Here is a 15,919-nt window from a genome sequence, read left to right on the forward strand (position 1 = left end):
GGCGATGGGTTGCAGGGGGACGTGGTGGGTGGTGTGGGGGGCGAAGCGGATGGTGGATCCGGCGGGGATGGCCAGGCGGGTGCCGTAGGCGGCGGCGCGGTCGAAGGCCAGGCGGGGGTTGGCTTCGAAGAAGTGGAAGTGGGAGGTGACGCTGATCGGGACCGGTGCGGTGTTGTGGACCGGCAGCCGCAGCACCGGCTCGACGGGTTCATAGCCGGTACCCGGGCCCGGCAGGGTGGCGCCGGGGGCCTCGGGGCCCAGCGACCCGGCACCGCCGAACGGGTCGTTGACCACACACAGACGGGTGCCGTCGTCGAAGACCGCCTCGACCTGCAACGTGGTCACCACGTCCACCACCCCCGGCAACACCTCCGCCGCCGACAGCACCCCGCGCCCGGCCTCGACTGCTTCCGCCAGCCGCAGCCCGTCCCGCGCCGCCTCGCAGACCGTGTCCGCGATCAACGCCGTCGCCTCGGGCACATTCAACCGCACCCCCCGCGCCCGCCGCGCCCGCGCCAACTCCGCCGCAGTGAACAACAACAACCGATCCCGCTCAGTAGGTGAAAGTCGCACAGTGCCTCTCCGGATCGAGTAGTGCCCGACTGACTGTCGGAGCCCAACTCTGTCACTGACTGAAAGTTCAGTCAAGAATCTGCGCTACCGCTCCAGCTCGGCGTCGATGGCGTCCCTGAGCAGTTGCCGGGCGTGCTCCAGTGGGATGGATCCGCTCAGCCAACGGATGCTGAGCCCCTCCAGTAGTGCGGTCAGCCGTTCCGCGGCGGCCGTGTGGTCGGGGGCGGTGCCGCCGGGGTGGGCTCGGCCGAACAGCTCGGCGGTCTCGTGCACCCAGCTTGTCGTGGTCTTGGTCAGGTCCTCGCGGAGGTCGGGCTCGAAGATCGCGCTGGCGCGCAACTCGCCCCAGGCGGTGCTGTTCTCGCGCACCTCGGGACTGTCCTGCAGTTCGAGCAGCAGCGCCTGTCGCAGGTCTTCGCGGGGGTCGAGCGGCCTGGTGTCGGGGTCGCGTTCGGCCGTGTAGCGGTCCGCCCGGTCGTTGATGAACTCCAGGGTCCGGCGCAGGATTCCGGCCCGGTCGGTGAAGTGGTAGTAGACCAGCGAGGTGGACACTCCTGCCTCCGCTGCCAGCTCGCCCACGCGCAGTCCGCGCACTCCGCGGCGGGTGATGACACGGGTGGCGGCTCTGAGTATTTCCGTTTGACGGTCCGACATGAGCCGAGACTGTACCGCTGGAGCTGCCGATCCTGACTCTCCTTTCAGAATCTTGACGCCTGCGCGGCTCGGCGAGCAGGTGTCTCCGGCCTGCCGGCCACACGCCCGATGGCAGTTACGCCCATTTGCCCGGTTCTTGAGGGATGGATCTCCACTCTGAAAGTATTGACTGAAGTTTCAGTTCGATGGAGGATGCGGGGCATCGAAGCATCAGAGCAACAGAGAAGAGTCGCCATGACGTTCCGTATGCCGGCCGAGTGGACTGAGCACGAGCGCTGCCTGATGGCCTGGCCGACCCGGCCCGAGCTGTGGGGCGCAGTCCTGGACGAGGTACGGCAGGAGTACGCGCAGGTGGCACGTGCTATCGCGCAGTTCGAGCCGGTGACCATGGTCGCCCGGCCAGGTCAGGGCGAGGACGCTCGGGCCCGTTGCGGCGATTCCGTCGAGGTCGTCGAGCTGCCGATCGACGACTCGTGGTTCCGCGACTCCGGGCCGATCTTCGTCCTGGACCAGGACGGCGGGCGCGCGGGTGTGGACTTCCGCTTCAACGCCTGGGGGGAGAAGCACTTCCCCTGGGACACCGACGACCGGATCTCCGCCGCGCTGCTGCAGCGGTTGGGCGTCCCGCGGATCGCCTCCTCGATGATCCTGGAGGGCGGCTCGATCACGGTCGACGGAGAGGGCACGCTGATCACCACCGAGCAGTGCCTGCTGCACCCCAACCGCAACCCGGGGATGACCAAGCAGCAGATCGAGTCGGAGCTGGTCGCCCGCCTCGGCGTCACCAAGGTCATCTGGCTGCCCTACGGCGGCCTGGAGGACGCCGAGACCGACGGGCACGTGGACGGCGTCTGCGCCTTCGTCGCGCCGGGCCGGGTCGTGGTCCAGTTGCCGAGCGATCCGGAGCACCCGGACTACGAGCGGATGCGCGCCAACCGCGCCGTACTGGAGGCCGCGACCGACGCGCGCGGCAACCGGTTGGAGATCGTCGACCTGCCGCAGAGCGCGTTCGTCGAGGTCGACGGGAAGCCCACGGAGGTCGGTTACCTCAACTTCTACGTCGCCAACGGCGGCGTTGTCGTGCCGGTCGCGGACATCGACGCCGACGCGGGGGCGCTCGCGGTCATCGCCGAGGCCTTCCCGGACCGCAAGGTCGTCGGGGTGCGGTCCCGGGTGATCGCCTTCGGCGGCGGGGGCGTTCACTGCATCACCCAGCAGATGCCGGTGGCAGTCCGTCCCACCACCTGACCGGAAGCTATATGACCAGCCGTCACCTGACCATCCGTCACTTGATCAGCCGTCATCCGACCGGACCCGTCGTCTGCCGGTGCTGCCCACCGGTCCCCGAACGAGCCCTCCCCGCCCCCGCCGTTGAGCACGGAAGAGAGCGCACCGATGGCAAGAATCCTCCCCCCGTCCGAGTCCCGTCGCCGTAGACCCCCGCGCCCTGACTCTCACCCCTCCCGCCGCCCCCGCCGCCCCCGCCGCCTCGCCGTAGCGTCCGCCGCCGCAGCGGCCCTCGCGCTGGCCGCTGCCTGTGCCGGGCCGCCCGCCGCGGCGCCCGGCGGCTCGGCCGCCGCCTACCGGCTCTCCGCCGGGACCCCCGCCGCCAAGGGTGACCTGGCCTCCTTCACCTGGGCGCTCTACGCGGAGCCGCCGACGCTGGACTACATCTACTCGTTCGACTACGAGCAGAACATGATCCTCTCGAACGTCTGCGAGAGCCTGCTGCGCTGGACGCCGCAGCTCAAGGAAGAACCCGGCCTGGCGCAGAAGGTGGAGACCCCCGACCCCACCACCTTCGTCTTCGACCTGCGCTCCGGCGTCCGCTTCCACGACGGCGGCGTGATGACCGCCGACGACGTGGTCTACAGCCTCAAGCGGCAGATGGACCCGGCGCTCGGCTCGTACTGGATCCAGTCCTTCCAGAACGTGGCGTCGGTGACGAAGACCGGCCCGCTTCAGGTCACCGTCAAGCTCAAGCGGCCCGACTCGCAGTTCCCCCAGTACATGGCCACCGCCGCGGGCGTCGTCGCCAGCGAGGCGGGGATCAAGGCCGCGGGCAAGAACTACGGCACCAGCGGAAGCCTCGACTGCACCGGCCCCTACCGGCTCGGCACCTGGACCAAGGGCCAGTCGGTCGAACTCGACCGCTTCGACGGCTACTGGGGCAGGCCCGCCAAGTCCGCCAAGGTCGTCTTCGACATCCTCACCGACCCCTCGGCCCTCACCAACGCGCTGCTCAGCGGCGAGGCGGACGGCAGCTACCTGGTCCCCACCGAGAGCTACAACCGGCTGCGCGGCAGCGGCGTCGGCACGCTCTACTTCGGCGAGGGCCTGACCACCGTCAATGTGAACGTCACCAGCCTGAAGGGCGCCCTCGGGGACGTCCGGGTGCGGCGGGCGCTCTCGATGGCGCTGGACCGGCCCGGGTTCGTCAAGGCAGGCCTGGCCGGCGTCGGCACGGTCAGCAACTCCGTCTCCCCGCGCGCCGCTTGGGACGCCGCCCCGCCCGCGGTGCAGAAGTCCGCGTTCGCCGACCTGCCCTCAGCGGACCAGGACCTGGCCCAGGCCAAGGCGCTGATCAAGGCGGCGGGCGCGACCGGAAAGACGGTGACCATCGCCACCAGCCCGATCGGCCAGGACGTCTCCCTGCTCGCCACCGCCGTCCAGGCCGCGGGCACCGAGATCGGACTGAACGTCACACTCAAGACCATCGCGCCGAACGCCTACACCGCGCTGTTCTCCGACCCCAAGGCCCGCGCCGGCCTGGACATGTTCCCGGAGACCTACTACCTCTCCATCACCGACCCGATGGACGTGCTGTCCAACTTCCAGAGCAGCGGCTTCCAGAACTACGCCGGGTACAGCAACCCCGCCTACGACAAGCTCGTCGAACAGGCCGACGCGACCTACGACCCGGCCGCGCGGCTCGCCGTCGAGGCCAAGCTGCAGAAGATCGCCGCCGACCAGGTGCTGTGGATGCCCGCCGCGGAGTGGCCCACGTCCGTCTTCCTCAACAAGCGGCTCACCGGCGCCCCCACCACCATCTCCTACCTGTACTACCCCTGGGCGGCGGACGTCGGGGCGGCGGACACAGCGTCCTCGGGCGCCGGGGCGGCGGGATGAGCTTCCTCAGGTTCGCCGCCCGCCGCCTGGCCGAGATGGTCGCGACCCTGCTGGGCGCCTCGTTCGTGATCTTCGGTGCGCTGTACCTGGCGCCAGGCAACCCGGCGAGCTTCCTGCTGTCCGGACGCTCCGCCACACCCGAGGCGGTCAAGGCCATCGACGACCAGTACCACCTGAACGACCCGTTCGTGGTGCAGTACCTGCGCTGGCTCGGCAATGTGCTGCACGGCGACTTCGGCCGCTCGATCGAATACCGCACCAGCGTCTCCAGCCTGCTCGCCGCCCGGCTGCCGAGCACCCTGCTGCTGGTCGCCATGGCCCTGCTGCTGGTCCTCGGCATCGGGCTGGCGCTGGGCTGGATCAGCTCCGTGCGCGGCGGCGCCACCGACTCCACCGTCCTGGTCGCCACCGCCTTCGCGGTCGGCACGCCCTCGTTCGTGGCCGCCGTGCTGCTGCAGGGGCTGTTCTCGGTCAAGCTGCACTGGTTCCCCAGCAGCGGCAGCGGCACCGGGTTCGTGCAGATGCTCTGGCACCTCACCCTGCCCGCGGTGGCGCTCGCCCTCTACCTGATCGGGATGCTGGCCCGGGTCACCCGCAGCGCCATGCTCGAAGCGATGGGCCACGAGCACGTCACCGTCGCCCGCAGCCGGGGCGTGCCGGAGAACCGGGTGATCCGCCGTCATGTGTTCCGCAACTCGCTGGGCACCGTGCTCACCATGGGCGGACTGATCGTCTCCACCCTGCTGATCTGCACCGTCCTGGTGGAGTCGGCCTTCAGCGTCAACGGCATCGGGCAGTTGCTCGACCTGTCCACGACCACCAAGGACTTTCCGGTGGTCCAAGCCATCTCCCTGATCATCGTCGGACTCTTCATGACCGTGAACCTCGTGGTCGACCTGCTGTATCCGCTGGTCGACCCCAGGGTCGCGCTGGGCGCGAGGGGGTCCGCCGGATGAGCACCGCACGTACCGTCCCCAGGAGCGCCGTCGAGGGCGCGGGTGTGCTGCCGCGCCGCCGGGTGCTGTCCCGGATCCGGACCGGCAATCCGCTGCTCCACCTGCTCTGCCTCGGCCTGGCCGGTGCGGTCGTGCTGGCCGCGCTGCTCGCCCCCTGGCTGGCGCCGCATCCGCCCAACGCCGTCGACCTCGGCAACGCCCTGGCCGGGCCGTCCGGCGCGCACCCGTTCGGCGTCGACGCCTCCGGCCGGGACACCCTCTCCCGGCTGGTCATCGGCGCCCGCACCTCGCTGCTCGGCCCGCTCGGCGTGGTGATCTTCTCCACCGTCGCCGGGGTCGCGGTCGGCGTCACCGCGGGCTGGCGCGGCGGCTGGCTGGACTCGCTGCTCTCCCGCGGCTCCGAACTGATCTTCGCGTTCCCCGGGCTGCTGCTCGCGATCCTGATCGTCTCCGTCTACGGGGACGGGCTCACCGCCCCCGTGGTCGCGCTCGGCGTCGCCTACCTCCCCTACGTCAGCCGGCTCACCCGCTCGCTGGTGCTGGCCGAACGCGAACGCCCCTACATCGAGGCCTACCGGGTCCAAGGGCACTCCGGCCTGCAGATCTGCCTGCGCCACGTCCTCCCCAACATCGCCCCGGTGGTGCTGGCCCAGTCCACCGTCAACTTCGGCTACGCCCTGATCGACCTGGCCGGCCTCTCCTTCCTCGGCCTCGGCGTCCCGCCGCTGACACCCGACTGGGGCCGGATGGTCTTCGACGGCGAGAGCGCCATCCAGAGCGGCTACCCGCTGTCGGCGGTGCTGCCCTGCGTCGCGATCGTGCTGACCGTGGTCGCCTTCAACGTCGTCGGCGAGCACTGGGCCGACCGGGTCGCCAGGAGGGACCGATGAACACCCTCGACATCCAGCAGTTGCGGCTGCGCCTGCCCGGAACCGCACGGCCCGTCCTGGACGGCGTCGACCTGACCGTCGCCGCCGAGGAGACCGTCGCCCTGGTCGGCGAGTCCGGCTCCGGCAAGACCCTCACCTCGCGCAGCGTGCTGCGGCTGCTGCCCAAGGGCGCCACCGCGCAGGGCAGCGTCCTGGTCGAGGGCGAGGACGTGCTGGCGATGACCCCGGCCCGGCTGCGCCGCCTGCGCACGCACACCGCGGCCATGATCTTCCAGGACCCCCGGGCGGCCATCAACCCGCTGCGCCGCATCGGCGACTTCCTCACCGAGAGCCTGCGCCTGGACGGCGGCACGGACGCGGCGGACGCCGACCGGCGCGCGGGCAGCATGCTCGAAGCCGTCGGCCTGACCGGGGGTGTACTGCGCCAGTACCCGGACCGGCTCTCCGGCGGCATGCTGCAACGGGTCATGATCGCCGCGGCGCTGATGGGCGACCCGGCGCTGATCCTCGCCGACGAGCCCACCACCGCGCTGGACGTCACCACCCAGGCCGAGGTGGTCGCCCTGCTGGGCGACCTGCAACGGCGCTTCGGCACCGGGTTGCTTTTCGTCACCCACGACCTGGGCCTGGCCGCGGCGATCAGTGACCGGGTGTATGTGATGTATGCCGGGCAGATCGCCGAGACCGGCCCGGCCGACACCCTGTTCAACCGTCCGCGCCATCCTTACACCGCGGCCCTGCTCGCCTCGACCCCGCGGTTGGACGCTCCGCGGTCGGATCTGGGCCCGGACGCTCCGCGGGGGAGCGGCTCCGGTGGGCGGTTCGCTGCGCGGCTCGCTGCGATCGAGGGTCAGCCGCCCAGCCTGCGCGAGGCGCTGGCCGGCTGCCCGTTCGCCCCCCGCTGCCGCTATGCGACGGCCGTCTGCACCGAGGAACTGCCGGAGCAGCTCCCGGTTGCGGGCGACCCGGTCCACCGCGTCGCCTGCCACCACAGCGACCAGGTCGCGGGCGGCGAGCCCCGATGAGCAGACCCGGCTTGGAGGCCGCCGACATGACCGACCCTCAGCCCCGGCCAGGGGCGGAGCCGCAGGCTGACCCTGGTCCGACGACACACATTGACCGACCGTCAGGGGATGCCGTCCTCCTCGACGTCGTCGGCCTGCACCGCGCCTACGGGAGCGTGCGGGCCGTGGACGACGTCTCGTTCACCCTCGCCGAGGGCGGCTCGCTGGGGATCGTCGGCGAGTCCGGCTCCGGCAAGACCACCACCGCCCGGATCATCGTCGGCCTGGAGCGCGCCGACTCCGGCCAGGTCCGCGTCCACGGCCGGGAGCGGGCCCCGGCCCGCGGCGCGGGACGCGGACACGCCCAGCGGCTGCGGCGGGCCCGCGAGATCCAGATGGTCTTCCAGGACCCGTTCCTTTCCCTGGACCCGCGCGTCAGCGTGGGCGCGGTGCTGCGGGAGACGCTGCGGCTGCACTTCCCGGGCGCCGACCACGCCCGGCGCACCGCGGAACTGCTCGACCAGGTGGGCCTGGGCGCCCGCGAGGCAGGAGCGCTGCCGCGGCAGCTCTCCGGCGGACAGCGCCAACGCGTCGCCATCGCCCGCGCGCTGGCGGTGGAGCCCGCGGTGCTGGTCCTGGACGAGGCGGTGGCGGCGCTGGACGTGTCGGTGCAGGCACAGATCCTCAATCTGCTCGCCGACATCCGCGCGCAGACCGGGATCGCGTACCTGTTCATCACCCACGACCTGGGCGTGGTGCGCTGCGTCACCGACGACGTCATCGTCATGCGCCGGGGCGGCGTGGTCGAGTCCGGGCGCACCGCGCGGGTCCTGGCGGAGCCTCAGCACCCTTACACCCGGCTGCTGCTGGACTCGGTGCCGCGACCCGGCTGGGACCCGAACCGCATCGCCGCGGCGCGGCGTGCGCTGTGACGGGTGTGCGCGCTGACCGCTGCGCGCGCCGTGTCCCGGTCTCAGCCCTGGGCCGCCGTGGCGGCTGTCGTGAGCCCGTGCACCAGGGTCCGGATCACCGCGGCCCCGTCCACCTCGGCGTTCAGCGACTTGATCGCGGCCAGTCCGTCCGCCGCGGCGGCGACGGCGTCACCGAGCGGCTGCGGGTCCAGGCCGTTGCCGAGTTCGTCCGCGAGCACCTGGAACAGCCGGACGAACGCGGCCCGCCAGCGCCGGTACTCGGCCTCCCAGACCGCGCGGACGCGCTCGTCGTTGACCGCGATCCAGTGCACCGCGGAGTACAGGCGGGCCAGGTCCGGGCCCTCGGTCTCGCCCAGGAACGCGATCACGCGCTCGGCCCGCTCGGCAAAGGGGCCGGGGGCGTCGACCATCTCCTCGACCGGCAGGATCCACTCCGGGCGGATGTCCTCGATGACCGCGACGACCAGGTCGGTGCGGTTCGCGAAGTGGTAGTGGCACATCCCGTGGGTCACCCCGCTGAGCGCGGCGACGTTCCGGGTGGTGAACGGGGTGTCCCCGGCCCCGCTCAGCAACGTCCTCGCCGCGGCGATCAGGCGCCTGCGCGTCTGCTCGCCCTTGGCGGAGGTCCGAGGCTTCGACGCCCGGACGACCCCGCCCGCGGCCGTACCGCCCTCAGCGCCGACGGCCCGGACCTCGCTCGAACTGGTAGCCACACGCCCAACTCTATCCGCAGCCCCGCCCCGACCAGGAAGCCGAGGCCGCACCGCCGCCGGAGCGTCGGTCACCGCGTTCCGGTCACGGGCGGACCAGGACTTTCAGGTGGGTGCGGGTGTCCATGCCCTGGTAGGCGTCGGCGACGTCGTCGAGGGCGAGCAGGGAGGGCAGCAGCGCCGGGTCCACCTCGCCGGGGAGCTTGACCAGGGTGCCGGCGGCCTGTAGCCGTGGGACATGCCCATCGCGCCCAGGCCGATCCGGCCGACCTCCAGGTCACCGAGGGTGATGTGCCTCTTCCTGCACTCCGCCGCCCACGAGGTCTTCACCGACTGGGCCGGCCAGGTCCGCGGCTGCGTCGCCCGTCTGCGCGCCCTGGCCGGGACCGACCCGGACGCCCCCGACCTGGCCCAGCTCGTCGGCGAACTCCTGCTCAAGAGCCCCGACTTCGCCAGACTGTGGGACCGCTACGAGGTCACCGGACGCAAGCTCGCCGCCAAGACCTTCCACCACCCCCGGGTCGGCACCCTCACCCTCGCCTTCCAGGGCATGGCCCTCGAAGGCACTCCCGGCCACCGCCTGGGCGTCTACACCGCGGAACCCGGCACCCCCGACCACGACGCCATGCTCCTGCTCGACATGCTCGCCCCGACCCCGCGGTCACAGCCCCCCGAACTCGCCGAGCCCTCCGGGCCCTCTGAACAGCAGAAGCGCTAGCAGACCAGCGCAGCACCCGCACCAGGCCGCCGACCGATGTCACATATCGAGTCGCCGACCGGTCCTCCAGGGGAACGGAACCCCGCAGCGAATCCCGCGGCGGGGCCGCCCAGCAACACTGTCCCCACAGAACGGAGATACGGGTGTTCGCCGCCTACGTCACGGTCACCATCCTCGGCGCGGTCTTCAACGGCGCCGCCGCCGTCACCTACCTGATCGGCCATGAATACCCCAAGACCCAGGCTGACATGAAGGGCCTGCCCCGGAAGTGGGTGCCGGTCCTGGGCACGCTGCTGGCGGCGGGCACCGTCGGGCTGCTGGCCGGATTCGCCGTCCCGCTGCTGGGAACCCTCGCCGCCGCCGGGCTCATCCTGTACTTCATCGGCGCGATCATCGCCCACCTGCGGGTGGGCTCCCGCAACATCGTGGGCGGCATCGTCTTCCTCGCCACCGCAGTGGCCGCCCTGATCCTGGGCCTGCTCCACCACTGACCCCGGCGGCCTAGTCCTCGGTGCCGAGTCCGAGGATGCGGATCAGGTCGATGGCCTCAAGGATGATCGGCTTCATCCGGTCCGGAAGGGTGAGCGCCGTCATGCCGGGGAGTACGGCGCGTCCGCCCAACTCGTCCTCGGTGGAGGTCAGTCCCTTGATGACGAGGTCGCCGGTCTCGGTGTCGAGCCACACACAGGCGGGACCGCCGAGTGGGTCCTGGCCGACCAGGTGAAGGGGCACGGGAGCCTCCTGGGTCGTGGCGGACGGACTGTATGTCTGAACGCTTCCGCAGGGCGGACGGTCCGTCAAGGGCGGGTAACGGGTGGCTTGGGGCGCTGCCCCTGCGCCCCTCTGCGCTCCCGTGCGCTCGACGTGCGAGGGGAGGGCTTCGGATCGCCGCTGCTCGGACGGGGGTAGATCCGTCGGCATTGGTCCAGACCTATTGACGCGCCCTGCCGCCCCTCCTACGATCCGGTTCGGCACAGCCCCCACATGTCCCCACCTCACCCAGAGCCGGGCGTCACGCCCCCACGCGTCGGTCATGTCCATGGCGCTCGGCGGGAAAGGGAGCGCAGCATGTTCCGTCGTAGGTCGCGTACTCCACGCCTGTCAGTGCCGGGTGACCTCCGCCCGGCTTCGGAGCCGGGTCGCCCCGAAGGCGACCCGGCCGGCCGCGCCAAGCACGGATCGACCGTCCTCAGACGTTCCCTGGCCGGGGTGAGCGCCACCGCCGTCATCGGCGCCGGTCTCGTCGCGGTCGGCTCCGGCGCGGCCGGGGCCGCCACCACCAACCTGGTGGCCAACCCCGGATTCGAGAGCGGACTCTCCGGCTGGACCTGCTCCAGCGGCTCCGGAGCGGCCGTCAGCAGCCCGGTCCACTCCGGCAGTTCCGCTCTCAAGGCCACGCCGACCGGTTCGGACAGCGCCCAGTGCAGCCAGACCGTCAGCGTGCAGCCCAACTCCGCGTACACGCTGAGCGCCTACGTCCAGGGCAGCTACGTCTACCTCGGCGCCACCGGCACCGGCGGCACCGACCCGTCCACCTGGACGCCGAGCAGTGCGTCGTACAGCCAGCTCAGCGTCGGCTTCACCACCGGGGCGAGCACCACCTCGGTGACCGTCTACCTGCACGGCTGGTACGCGCAGCCCGCCTACTACGCGGACGACGTGTCGCTCACCGGCCCCGGCGGCAGCACCCCGCCGCCGACCACCGCGCCGCCGACGACCACCCCGCCCACCACCGCGCCGCCGACCACGGCCCCGCCGACGACCACCCCGCCGACCACGGCCCCGCCGACCACCACGCCGCCCACGACCACCCCGCCCGGCAGTGACACCTGCGCCACCAAGCCCCGGCCGACCGGCAAGGTGCTCCAGGGCTACTGGGAGAACTGGGACGGCGCGCTGAACGGCGTGCACCCCGGCCTGGGCTGGATCCCCATCACCGACAGCCGCATCGCCGCGCACGGCTACAACGTCATCAACGCCGCCTTCCCGGTGATCCTCTCCGACGGCACCGTCGAGTGGCAGGACGGCATGGACACCAACGTCAAGGTCGCGACGCCTGCCGAGATGTGCCAGGCCAAGGCGGCCGGGGAGACGATCCTGATGTCGATCGGCGGTGCCACCGCGGGCATCGACCTGAGCTCCAGCGCCGTCGCCGACAAGTTCGTGGCGACCGTCGTCCCGATCCTCAAGAAGTACAACTTCGACGGGATCGACATCGACATCGAGACCGGCCTGACCGGCAGCGGCAACATCAACACGCTGTCCACCTCCCAGGCCAACCTGGAGCGCATCATCGACGGGGTCCTGTCCCAGATGCCCGCCGGCTTCGGCCTGACGATGGCCCCCGAGACCGCGTACGTCACCGGCGGAAGCATCACCTACGGATCGATCTGGGGCTCCTATCTCCCGATCATCAAGAAGTACGCCGACAACGGGCAGCTGTGGTGGCTGAACATGCAGTACTACAACGGCAGCATGTACGGCTGCTCCGGCGACTCCTACCAGGCCGGTACCGTCCAGGGCTTCACCGCGCAGACCACCTGCCTGAACAACGGACTGACCATCCAGGGCACCACCGTCAAGGTGCCGTACGACAAGCAGGTCCCCGGCCTGCCGGCCCAGCCCGGCGCGGGCGGCGGCTACATGGCGCCGAGCCTGGTCGGCCAGTCGTGGAACGCCTTCAGCGGTTCGCTGAAGGGGCTGATGACGTGGTCGATCAACTGGGACGGCTCCCTGGGCTGGACCTTCGGAAACAACGTCAAATCCCTCCAGGGCCGTTGACGCCCCCGCAGATTCCTCCTCGCTGATTCCTTCCCGCTGATCGAAGACACCCCTGTGGACGTACCGAGCCCGAACCCCCGGGCCCGGGTCGTCCACGGGGGTGTCTTCGTTGTGATCGCCTGCGGCGCTTGCGTTCTGACGGGTAATAAGTTTTTGTAAATCTTATTAACGAGATTCTTGCGCGGCCGGGGCCGAGGATGCTTCGATTAGTTAAACAGTCTTACTAGCGATTGACGGAGGCCCCCACCGCCATGTCATCGAACCGTATGCGCTTCGCTGTCGCAGCTGCCGCAGCTCTCGCGCTCGCCACCCCGCTCGCCATCGCGAACGCCGATGCCGCGACGACCCCCACCGCCGCCACGGCCGCCGCGCCGGCCGCCACCTCGTACACCGCGGCCGAGGTGCTGGCCGGTGTCAAGAAGAACTCGACATCCGCGACCCAGGTCAACACCAAGCCCCACATCAACACCCAGACCCGGGCCCAGAACGTGAACGTGTACCAGGTCGCGACCGGCGTCTACGCCTACACCTCCAGCATGGCCATCGACACCGACGGCAGCGACCCCGATCCCGATCCGGACCACCAGGGCGACACGACCTGGACGGACAGCAGCGGCAAGGCCCTCGGCGCGCACCACGTGCCGTTCTACGTGCTGGGCGACGACTGCTGGGACCGCACGTCCCCCTGTCCGCACTTCTACTACAAGGAACGCGGCATGTCGGGCCGGCAGTTCGCGCTGATGTTCTACAACGGCAAGGTGATCGGCTCGATCTTCGGCGACACGCAGACCGCGAACAACCAGACCACCTCGGACAACGACTCCCGCGAGCTGGGCGAGGCCTCGGTCAAGGCGGCCCAGCTGCTCGGCATCCCCAGCAGCGGCACCACCGGTGGGGTGGACAACGGCGTGACCGTGGTGATGTTCTCCGGCTCGTCCTGGGTCGTGAACGGCACCAACGCCACCCTGAACGACAACGCCCAGGCCCTGGTCCAGAAGGCCCTGGACAGCCTCGGCGCCAGCATGGCGGGCACGACTCCGCCCAGCTCTCCGCCGCCGTCCAGCCCCCCGCCGTCGACGACTCCGCCGACCGGCGGGAACAAGTCGTACGAGGCCGAGGCGGCGACCCTGGCCGGTGGCACGACCGTCACCCACTGCGCGCACTGCTCGGGCGGCGAGAAGATCAGCTACCTGGGCAACGGCGGCACCGCGACCTTCACCGGGATATCGGAGCCGACGGCGGGCAGCTACACCATGACCGTCTCCTTCATGAGCGTCGGTCAGGCCCGCACCGCTGTCGTCACCGTCAACGGCGTCAAGCAGACCGTCAGCTTCCCGGAGACCCCGGACTACAACACCGTGGTCACCAGGACCGTCACCGTGCAGCTCAAGGCGGGCAGCGGCAACACCATCGAGTTCTCCAACCCCTCGGCTGGAGCACCCAACCTCGACCGCATCGTCGTCTGAGCTCTGAGGTCTGAGCTCTGAGGTGTGACTGACAGTCATGGCCGGTGGCCTGCCCCGAACGGGCCGCCGGCCGTGACTGTCAGCCGGCGGCCCGCAGGTAGTGCGCCCAGTAGCCCTGCAGCTCGCCGTAGCCGGAGGCGAGTCGGCGGAACTCCGGCTCGTCGACCTGGTGCCCGTACGCCCGGGAGACGGCGCGGGCCATCTCCCGGTCGTAGCCGATGCGCTCCATCCGGCCGAGGCCGCGGATCAGCAGGAACGACGCCGACCAGGGGCCGATGCCGGGCAGTTCGAGGACGCGTTCGTGGACCGCGTCGTAGTCGCCGGTGCGGAGGAAGCCCTCGTCCAGCTCCAGCCAGCGGAGGATCGAGCCGTGCAGGAAGCCTGCCTTGCGCCGGTTGCCGATCAGGTCGGTCAGCTCGTCCTCGTCCAGGGCCGCCAGCTGCTCGGCGTCCGGGAAGGCCCACAGCACCCGCCCGTCCAGTTCGCTCCGATTGCCCACGGCTTCCACCAGCGACTGCTTCATGGCCCGCGCCACCGGCATCGGGACGCGCTGACACAGGATCGCCCAGCACAGCAGCTCGAACGGCGAAGGGAACTTGACCTGGTGGTAGCCGTGCAGCTGTTCGGTCACCCGGTGGAACGCCGGGTCGTGCCGGGCGGCGGCGTACAGCGCTGACAGGTCGTCGTCGAGGCCGAGGTGGAAGCCCAGCCGGTCGGCGGCGGAACTGGCGGTCGTCCCGTCGATCGGGGCGTCCGCCGTCAGCTCGCAGTCCAGGCCGGCGCCTCCGGCCGCGGCGGTGAGCCGGGCGGCCAGTGTGGTGGAGTTCTCGCGCAGGGCGAGCGTCAGTGCCGCCCCCGACGTGCCCTGCTGCCCGGTCATCGCCGGAAAGGAGCCGATGAAGGCGAGCGAGGCGCCGAAGTCGAAGGGCTGCCGTGCCGGGAGGCGCAGGCTGACGGTGTTGCTGCTGCTCATGGGGCTCTCCTCCAGAGGTGTCGATGCTTGCTGGAACCACCGTCGCGCTGAAACCTGACATCGCCCGTCAGGTTTTATCCTTGGTCCATGAAGGCCGACCGGCTGCTCTCGATCATGCTGCTGCTGCAGACCCGGGGCCGGGTCACGGCCGCGGAACTGGCTGAACGGCTGGAGGTCTCGGTCCGCACCGTCTACCGGGACATCGAGGCGCTCTCCAGCGCCGGTGTGCCGGTGTGGACCGAGCGCGGGCGCAACGGCGGCATCCGGCTGCTGGCGGGCTACCGCACCGACGTGACCGGACTGACCCATGACGAGGCACGGGCGCTGTTCGTGCTCACCGCCGACGGGACGCATGACGCGCTCGGCCTCGGCGGGGCCATCGACTCGGCGCTGCGCAAGGTCATGGCGGCGCTCCCCGCCCCGCACCGGGCGGACGCGGAACGCACCAGTGAACGCATCCTGGTCGATCCGGCCCGCTGGCGTGCCGCCGCCGCGTCCACGGCGGTCGAACTGGCCGAACTCCAGCAGGCCGTCTTCGCCGACCGCCGACTGGAGCTGGTGTACCACCACAGCGGCAGCACTGAGCCCGTCGGCTACACCGTCGACCCCTACGGCCTGGTCAGCAAGGCCGGGGTCTGGTACCTGGTGGCCGATCGGGACGGCGAGCCGCAGCTGTTCCGGGCGGACCGGGTGCGGTCCGCGGCGACCTCGGCCGAGCCGGTCCGCCGTCGCCGGGGCCAGGGCCTGGCCGAGGTCTGGTCCGACCTGCGCGAACAGGTCGAGCGCAGCACCGAGGAGGTGCTGGTCCGTTGCCTGGTCCGGAGCACCCGGCTGGACAGGTTCCTGCGGATCCAGGCCGCCAACCTGCTCGGCAGGCCCGAACGGCCGACCCCCGGCGCCGCGTGGGCGGCGCTGGACCTCGGCTTCCCCGCGCTGCCCGCGGTCCGCGCCCTGCTGGTCCACGGAGCCGACGTCGAGGTCCTCGACCCGCCCGAGGCCCGAGCCGAACTCGCGGCCGCAGCCGCCGAGGTCGCCGCCCTCTACCGAGGCTGAACGGCAAGCGCGGCTGAACGGCACGGACCGCGTCCCCGGCCGAGGAAACCTCCTCTGCCGGGGCCGCGGTCCGCTCGGGC

Annotated in this window: 15 protein-coding genes and 1 pseudogene; 11 read left to right on the forward strand and 5 right to left on the reverse strand. The window is 71.0% G+C overall.

The genetic code is table 11. From position 1 onward, the window contains the following. Both ureA and ACEZDE_RS04305 read right to left on the reverse strand, forming a co-directional pair. The coding region (gene ureA / locus ACEZDE_RS04300) for an urease subunit gamma (protein ID WP_380532388.1) at positions 1-573 on the reverse strand (573 nt) is incomplete at its 3' end. Between the two features lie 84 nt (positions 574-657). Then, the gene (locus tag ACEZDE_RS04305) at positions 658-1,227 is read right to left on the reverse strand and encodes a TetR/AcrR family transcriptional regulator (RefSeq protein ID WP_380532391.1); all 570 of its coding nucleotides are present in this window, start codon (positions 1,225-1,227) and stop codon (positions 658-660) included. A 234-nt stretch (positions 1,228-1,461) separates the two neighbouring features. Here ACEZDE_RS04305 and ACEZDE_RS04310 point away from each other — a divergent pair, with 234 nt between their 5' ends. The 6 genes from ACEZDE_RS04310 to ACEZDE_RS04335 all read left to right on the forward strand — a co-directional run bounded on the left by ACEZDE_RS04310 (position 1,462) and on the right by ACEZDE_RS04335 (position 8,138). Then, positions 1,462-2,475: an agmatine deiminase family protein gene (locus ACEZDE_RS04310; protein ID WP_380532393.1), complete on the forward strand. Its 1,014-nt coding sequence runs from the start codon at positions 1,462-1,464 to the stop codon at positions 2,473-2,475. 147 nt (positions 2,476-2,622) lie between these two features. Beyond that, positions 2,623-4,356, forward strand: a complete 1,734-nt coding sequence (locus tag ACEZDE_RS04315) for an ABC transporter substrate-binding protein (RefSeq protein WP_380532396.1) — start codon at positions 2,623-2,625, stop codon at positions 4,354-4,356. Beyond that, positions 4,353-5,312 (forward strand): ABC transporter permease, encoded by a 960-nt coding sequence (locus ACEZDE_RS04320; RefSeq protein ID WP_380532399.1) that lies wholly within the window; start codon positions 4,353-4,355, stop codon positions 5,310-5,312. The genes ACEZDE_RS04315 and ACEZDE_RS04320 overlap by 4 nt, the downstream gene beginning before the upstream one ends. Then, positions 5,309-6,202 carry an ABC transporter permease gene (locus tag ACEZDE_RS04325; RefSeq protein ID WP_380532402.1) on the forward strand — a complete coding sequence of 298 codons (894 nt, stop codon included), beginning with the start codon at positions 5,309-5,311 and terminating at the stop codon, positions 6,200-6,202. Before ACEZDE_RS04320 ends, ACEZDE_RS04325 begins: the two co-directional genes overlap by 4 nt. Then, the gene (locus ACEZDE_RS04330; protein ID WP_380532405.1) at positions 6,199-7,227 is read left to right on the forward strand and encodes an ABC transporter ATP-binding protein; all 1,029 of its coding nucleotides are present in this window, start codon (positions 6,199-6,201) and stop codon (positions 7,225-7,227) included. The genes ACEZDE_RS04325 and ACEZDE_RS04330 overlap by 4 nt, the downstream gene beginning before the upstream one ends. A 164-nt stretch (positions 7,228-7,391) precedes the next feature. Continuing rightward, positions 7,392-8,138 (forward strand): ABC transporter ATP-binding protein, encoded by a 747-nt coding sequence (locus tag ACEZDE_RS04335; RefSeq protein ID WP_380532408.1) that lies wholly within the window; start codon positions 7,392-7,394, stop codon positions 8,136-8,138. A 41-nt stretch (positions 8,139-8,179) separates the two neighbouring features. Here the strand turns inward: ACEZDE_RS04335 and ACEZDE_RS04340 are convergent, their stop codons facing one another. Beyond that, complete coding sequence (locus tag ACEZDE_RS04340; protein ID WP_380532411.1) at positions 8,180-8,851, reverse strand: TetR/AcrR family transcriptional regulator; 672 nt, start codon at positions 8,849-8,851, stop codon at positions 8,180-8,182. A gap of 292 nt (positions 8,852-9,143) precedes the next feature. On the opposite strand from ACEZDE_RS04340, the pseudogene ACEZDE_RS04345 reads away from it, so the two are divergent. Together ACEZDE_RS04345 and ACEZDE_RS04350 are read left to right on the forward strand one after the other, a co-directional pair. After that, a pseudogene (locus tag ACEZDE_RS04345) lies at positions 9,144-9,566 on the forward strand (MmyB family transcriptional regulator); the annotation flags it as partial. Positions 9,567-9,709: 143 nt separating this feature from the next. Continuing rightward, entirely contained in the window at positions 9,710-10,057 is a 348-nt protein-coding gene (locus tag ACEZDE_RS04350) for a DoxX family protein (protein WP_380532414.1), read from the forward strand. Between the two features lie 10 nt (positions 10,058-10,067). Here the strand turns inward: ACEZDE_RS04350 and ACEZDE_RS04355 are convergent, their stop codons facing one another. Then, positions 10,068-10,298 carry a hypothetical protein gene (locus ACEZDE_RS04355; RefSeq protein WP_380532416.1) on the reverse strand — a complete coding sequence of 77 codons (231 nt, stop codon included), beginning with the start codon at positions 10,296-10,298 and terminating at the stop codon, positions 10,068-10,070. Between the two features lie 336 nt (positions 10,299-10,634). Here ACEZDE_RS04355 and ACEZDE_RS33735 point away from each other — a divergent pair, with 336 nt between their 5' ends. Together ACEZDE_RS33735 and ACEZDE_RS04370 are read left to right on the forward strand one after the other, a co-directional pair. Then, a complete protein-coding gene (locus ACEZDE_RS33735) occupies positions 10,635-12,347 on the forward strand; it encodes a carbohydrate binding domain-containing protein (RefSeq protein ID WP_449341699.1) in 1,713 nt (570 codons plus the stop codon). Between the two features lie 251 nt (positions 12,348-12,598). Then, positions 12,599-13,813 (forward strand): glycoside hydrolase family 75 protein, encoded by a 1,215-nt coding sequence (locus ACEZDE_RS04370; protein ID WP_380532419.1) that lies wholly within the window; start codon positions 12,599-12,601, stop codon positions 13,811-13,813. A gap of 79 nt (positions 13,814-13,892) precedes the next feature. On the opposite strand, the gene ACEZDE_RS04375 is transcribed toward ACEZDE_RS04370, so the two are convergent. Continuing rightward, a complete protein-coding gene (locus tag ACEZDE_RS04375) occupies positions 13,893-14,786 on the reverse strand; it encodes a DNA-3-methyladenine glycosylase family protein (RefSeq protein WP_380532422.1) in 894 nt (297 codons plus the stop codon). Positions 14,787-14,873: 87 nt separating this feature from the next. On the opposite strand from ACEZDE_RS04375, the gene ACEZDE_RS04380 reads away from it, so the two are divergent. Further along, entirely contained in the window at positions 14,874-15,839 is a 966-nt protein-coding gene (locus ACEZDE_RS04380) for a helix-turn-helix transcriptional regulator (RefSeq protein WP_380532425.1), read from the forward strand. Positions 15,840-15,919: the final 80 nt, after the last annotated feature.

The sequence above is a fragment of the Streptacidiphilus cavernicola genome, from assembly GCF_042510955.1.
GTDB classification, from domain to species: Bacteria; Actinomycetota; Actinomycetes; order Streptomycetales; family Streptomycetaceae; genus Streptacidiphilus; species Streptacidiphilus cavernicola.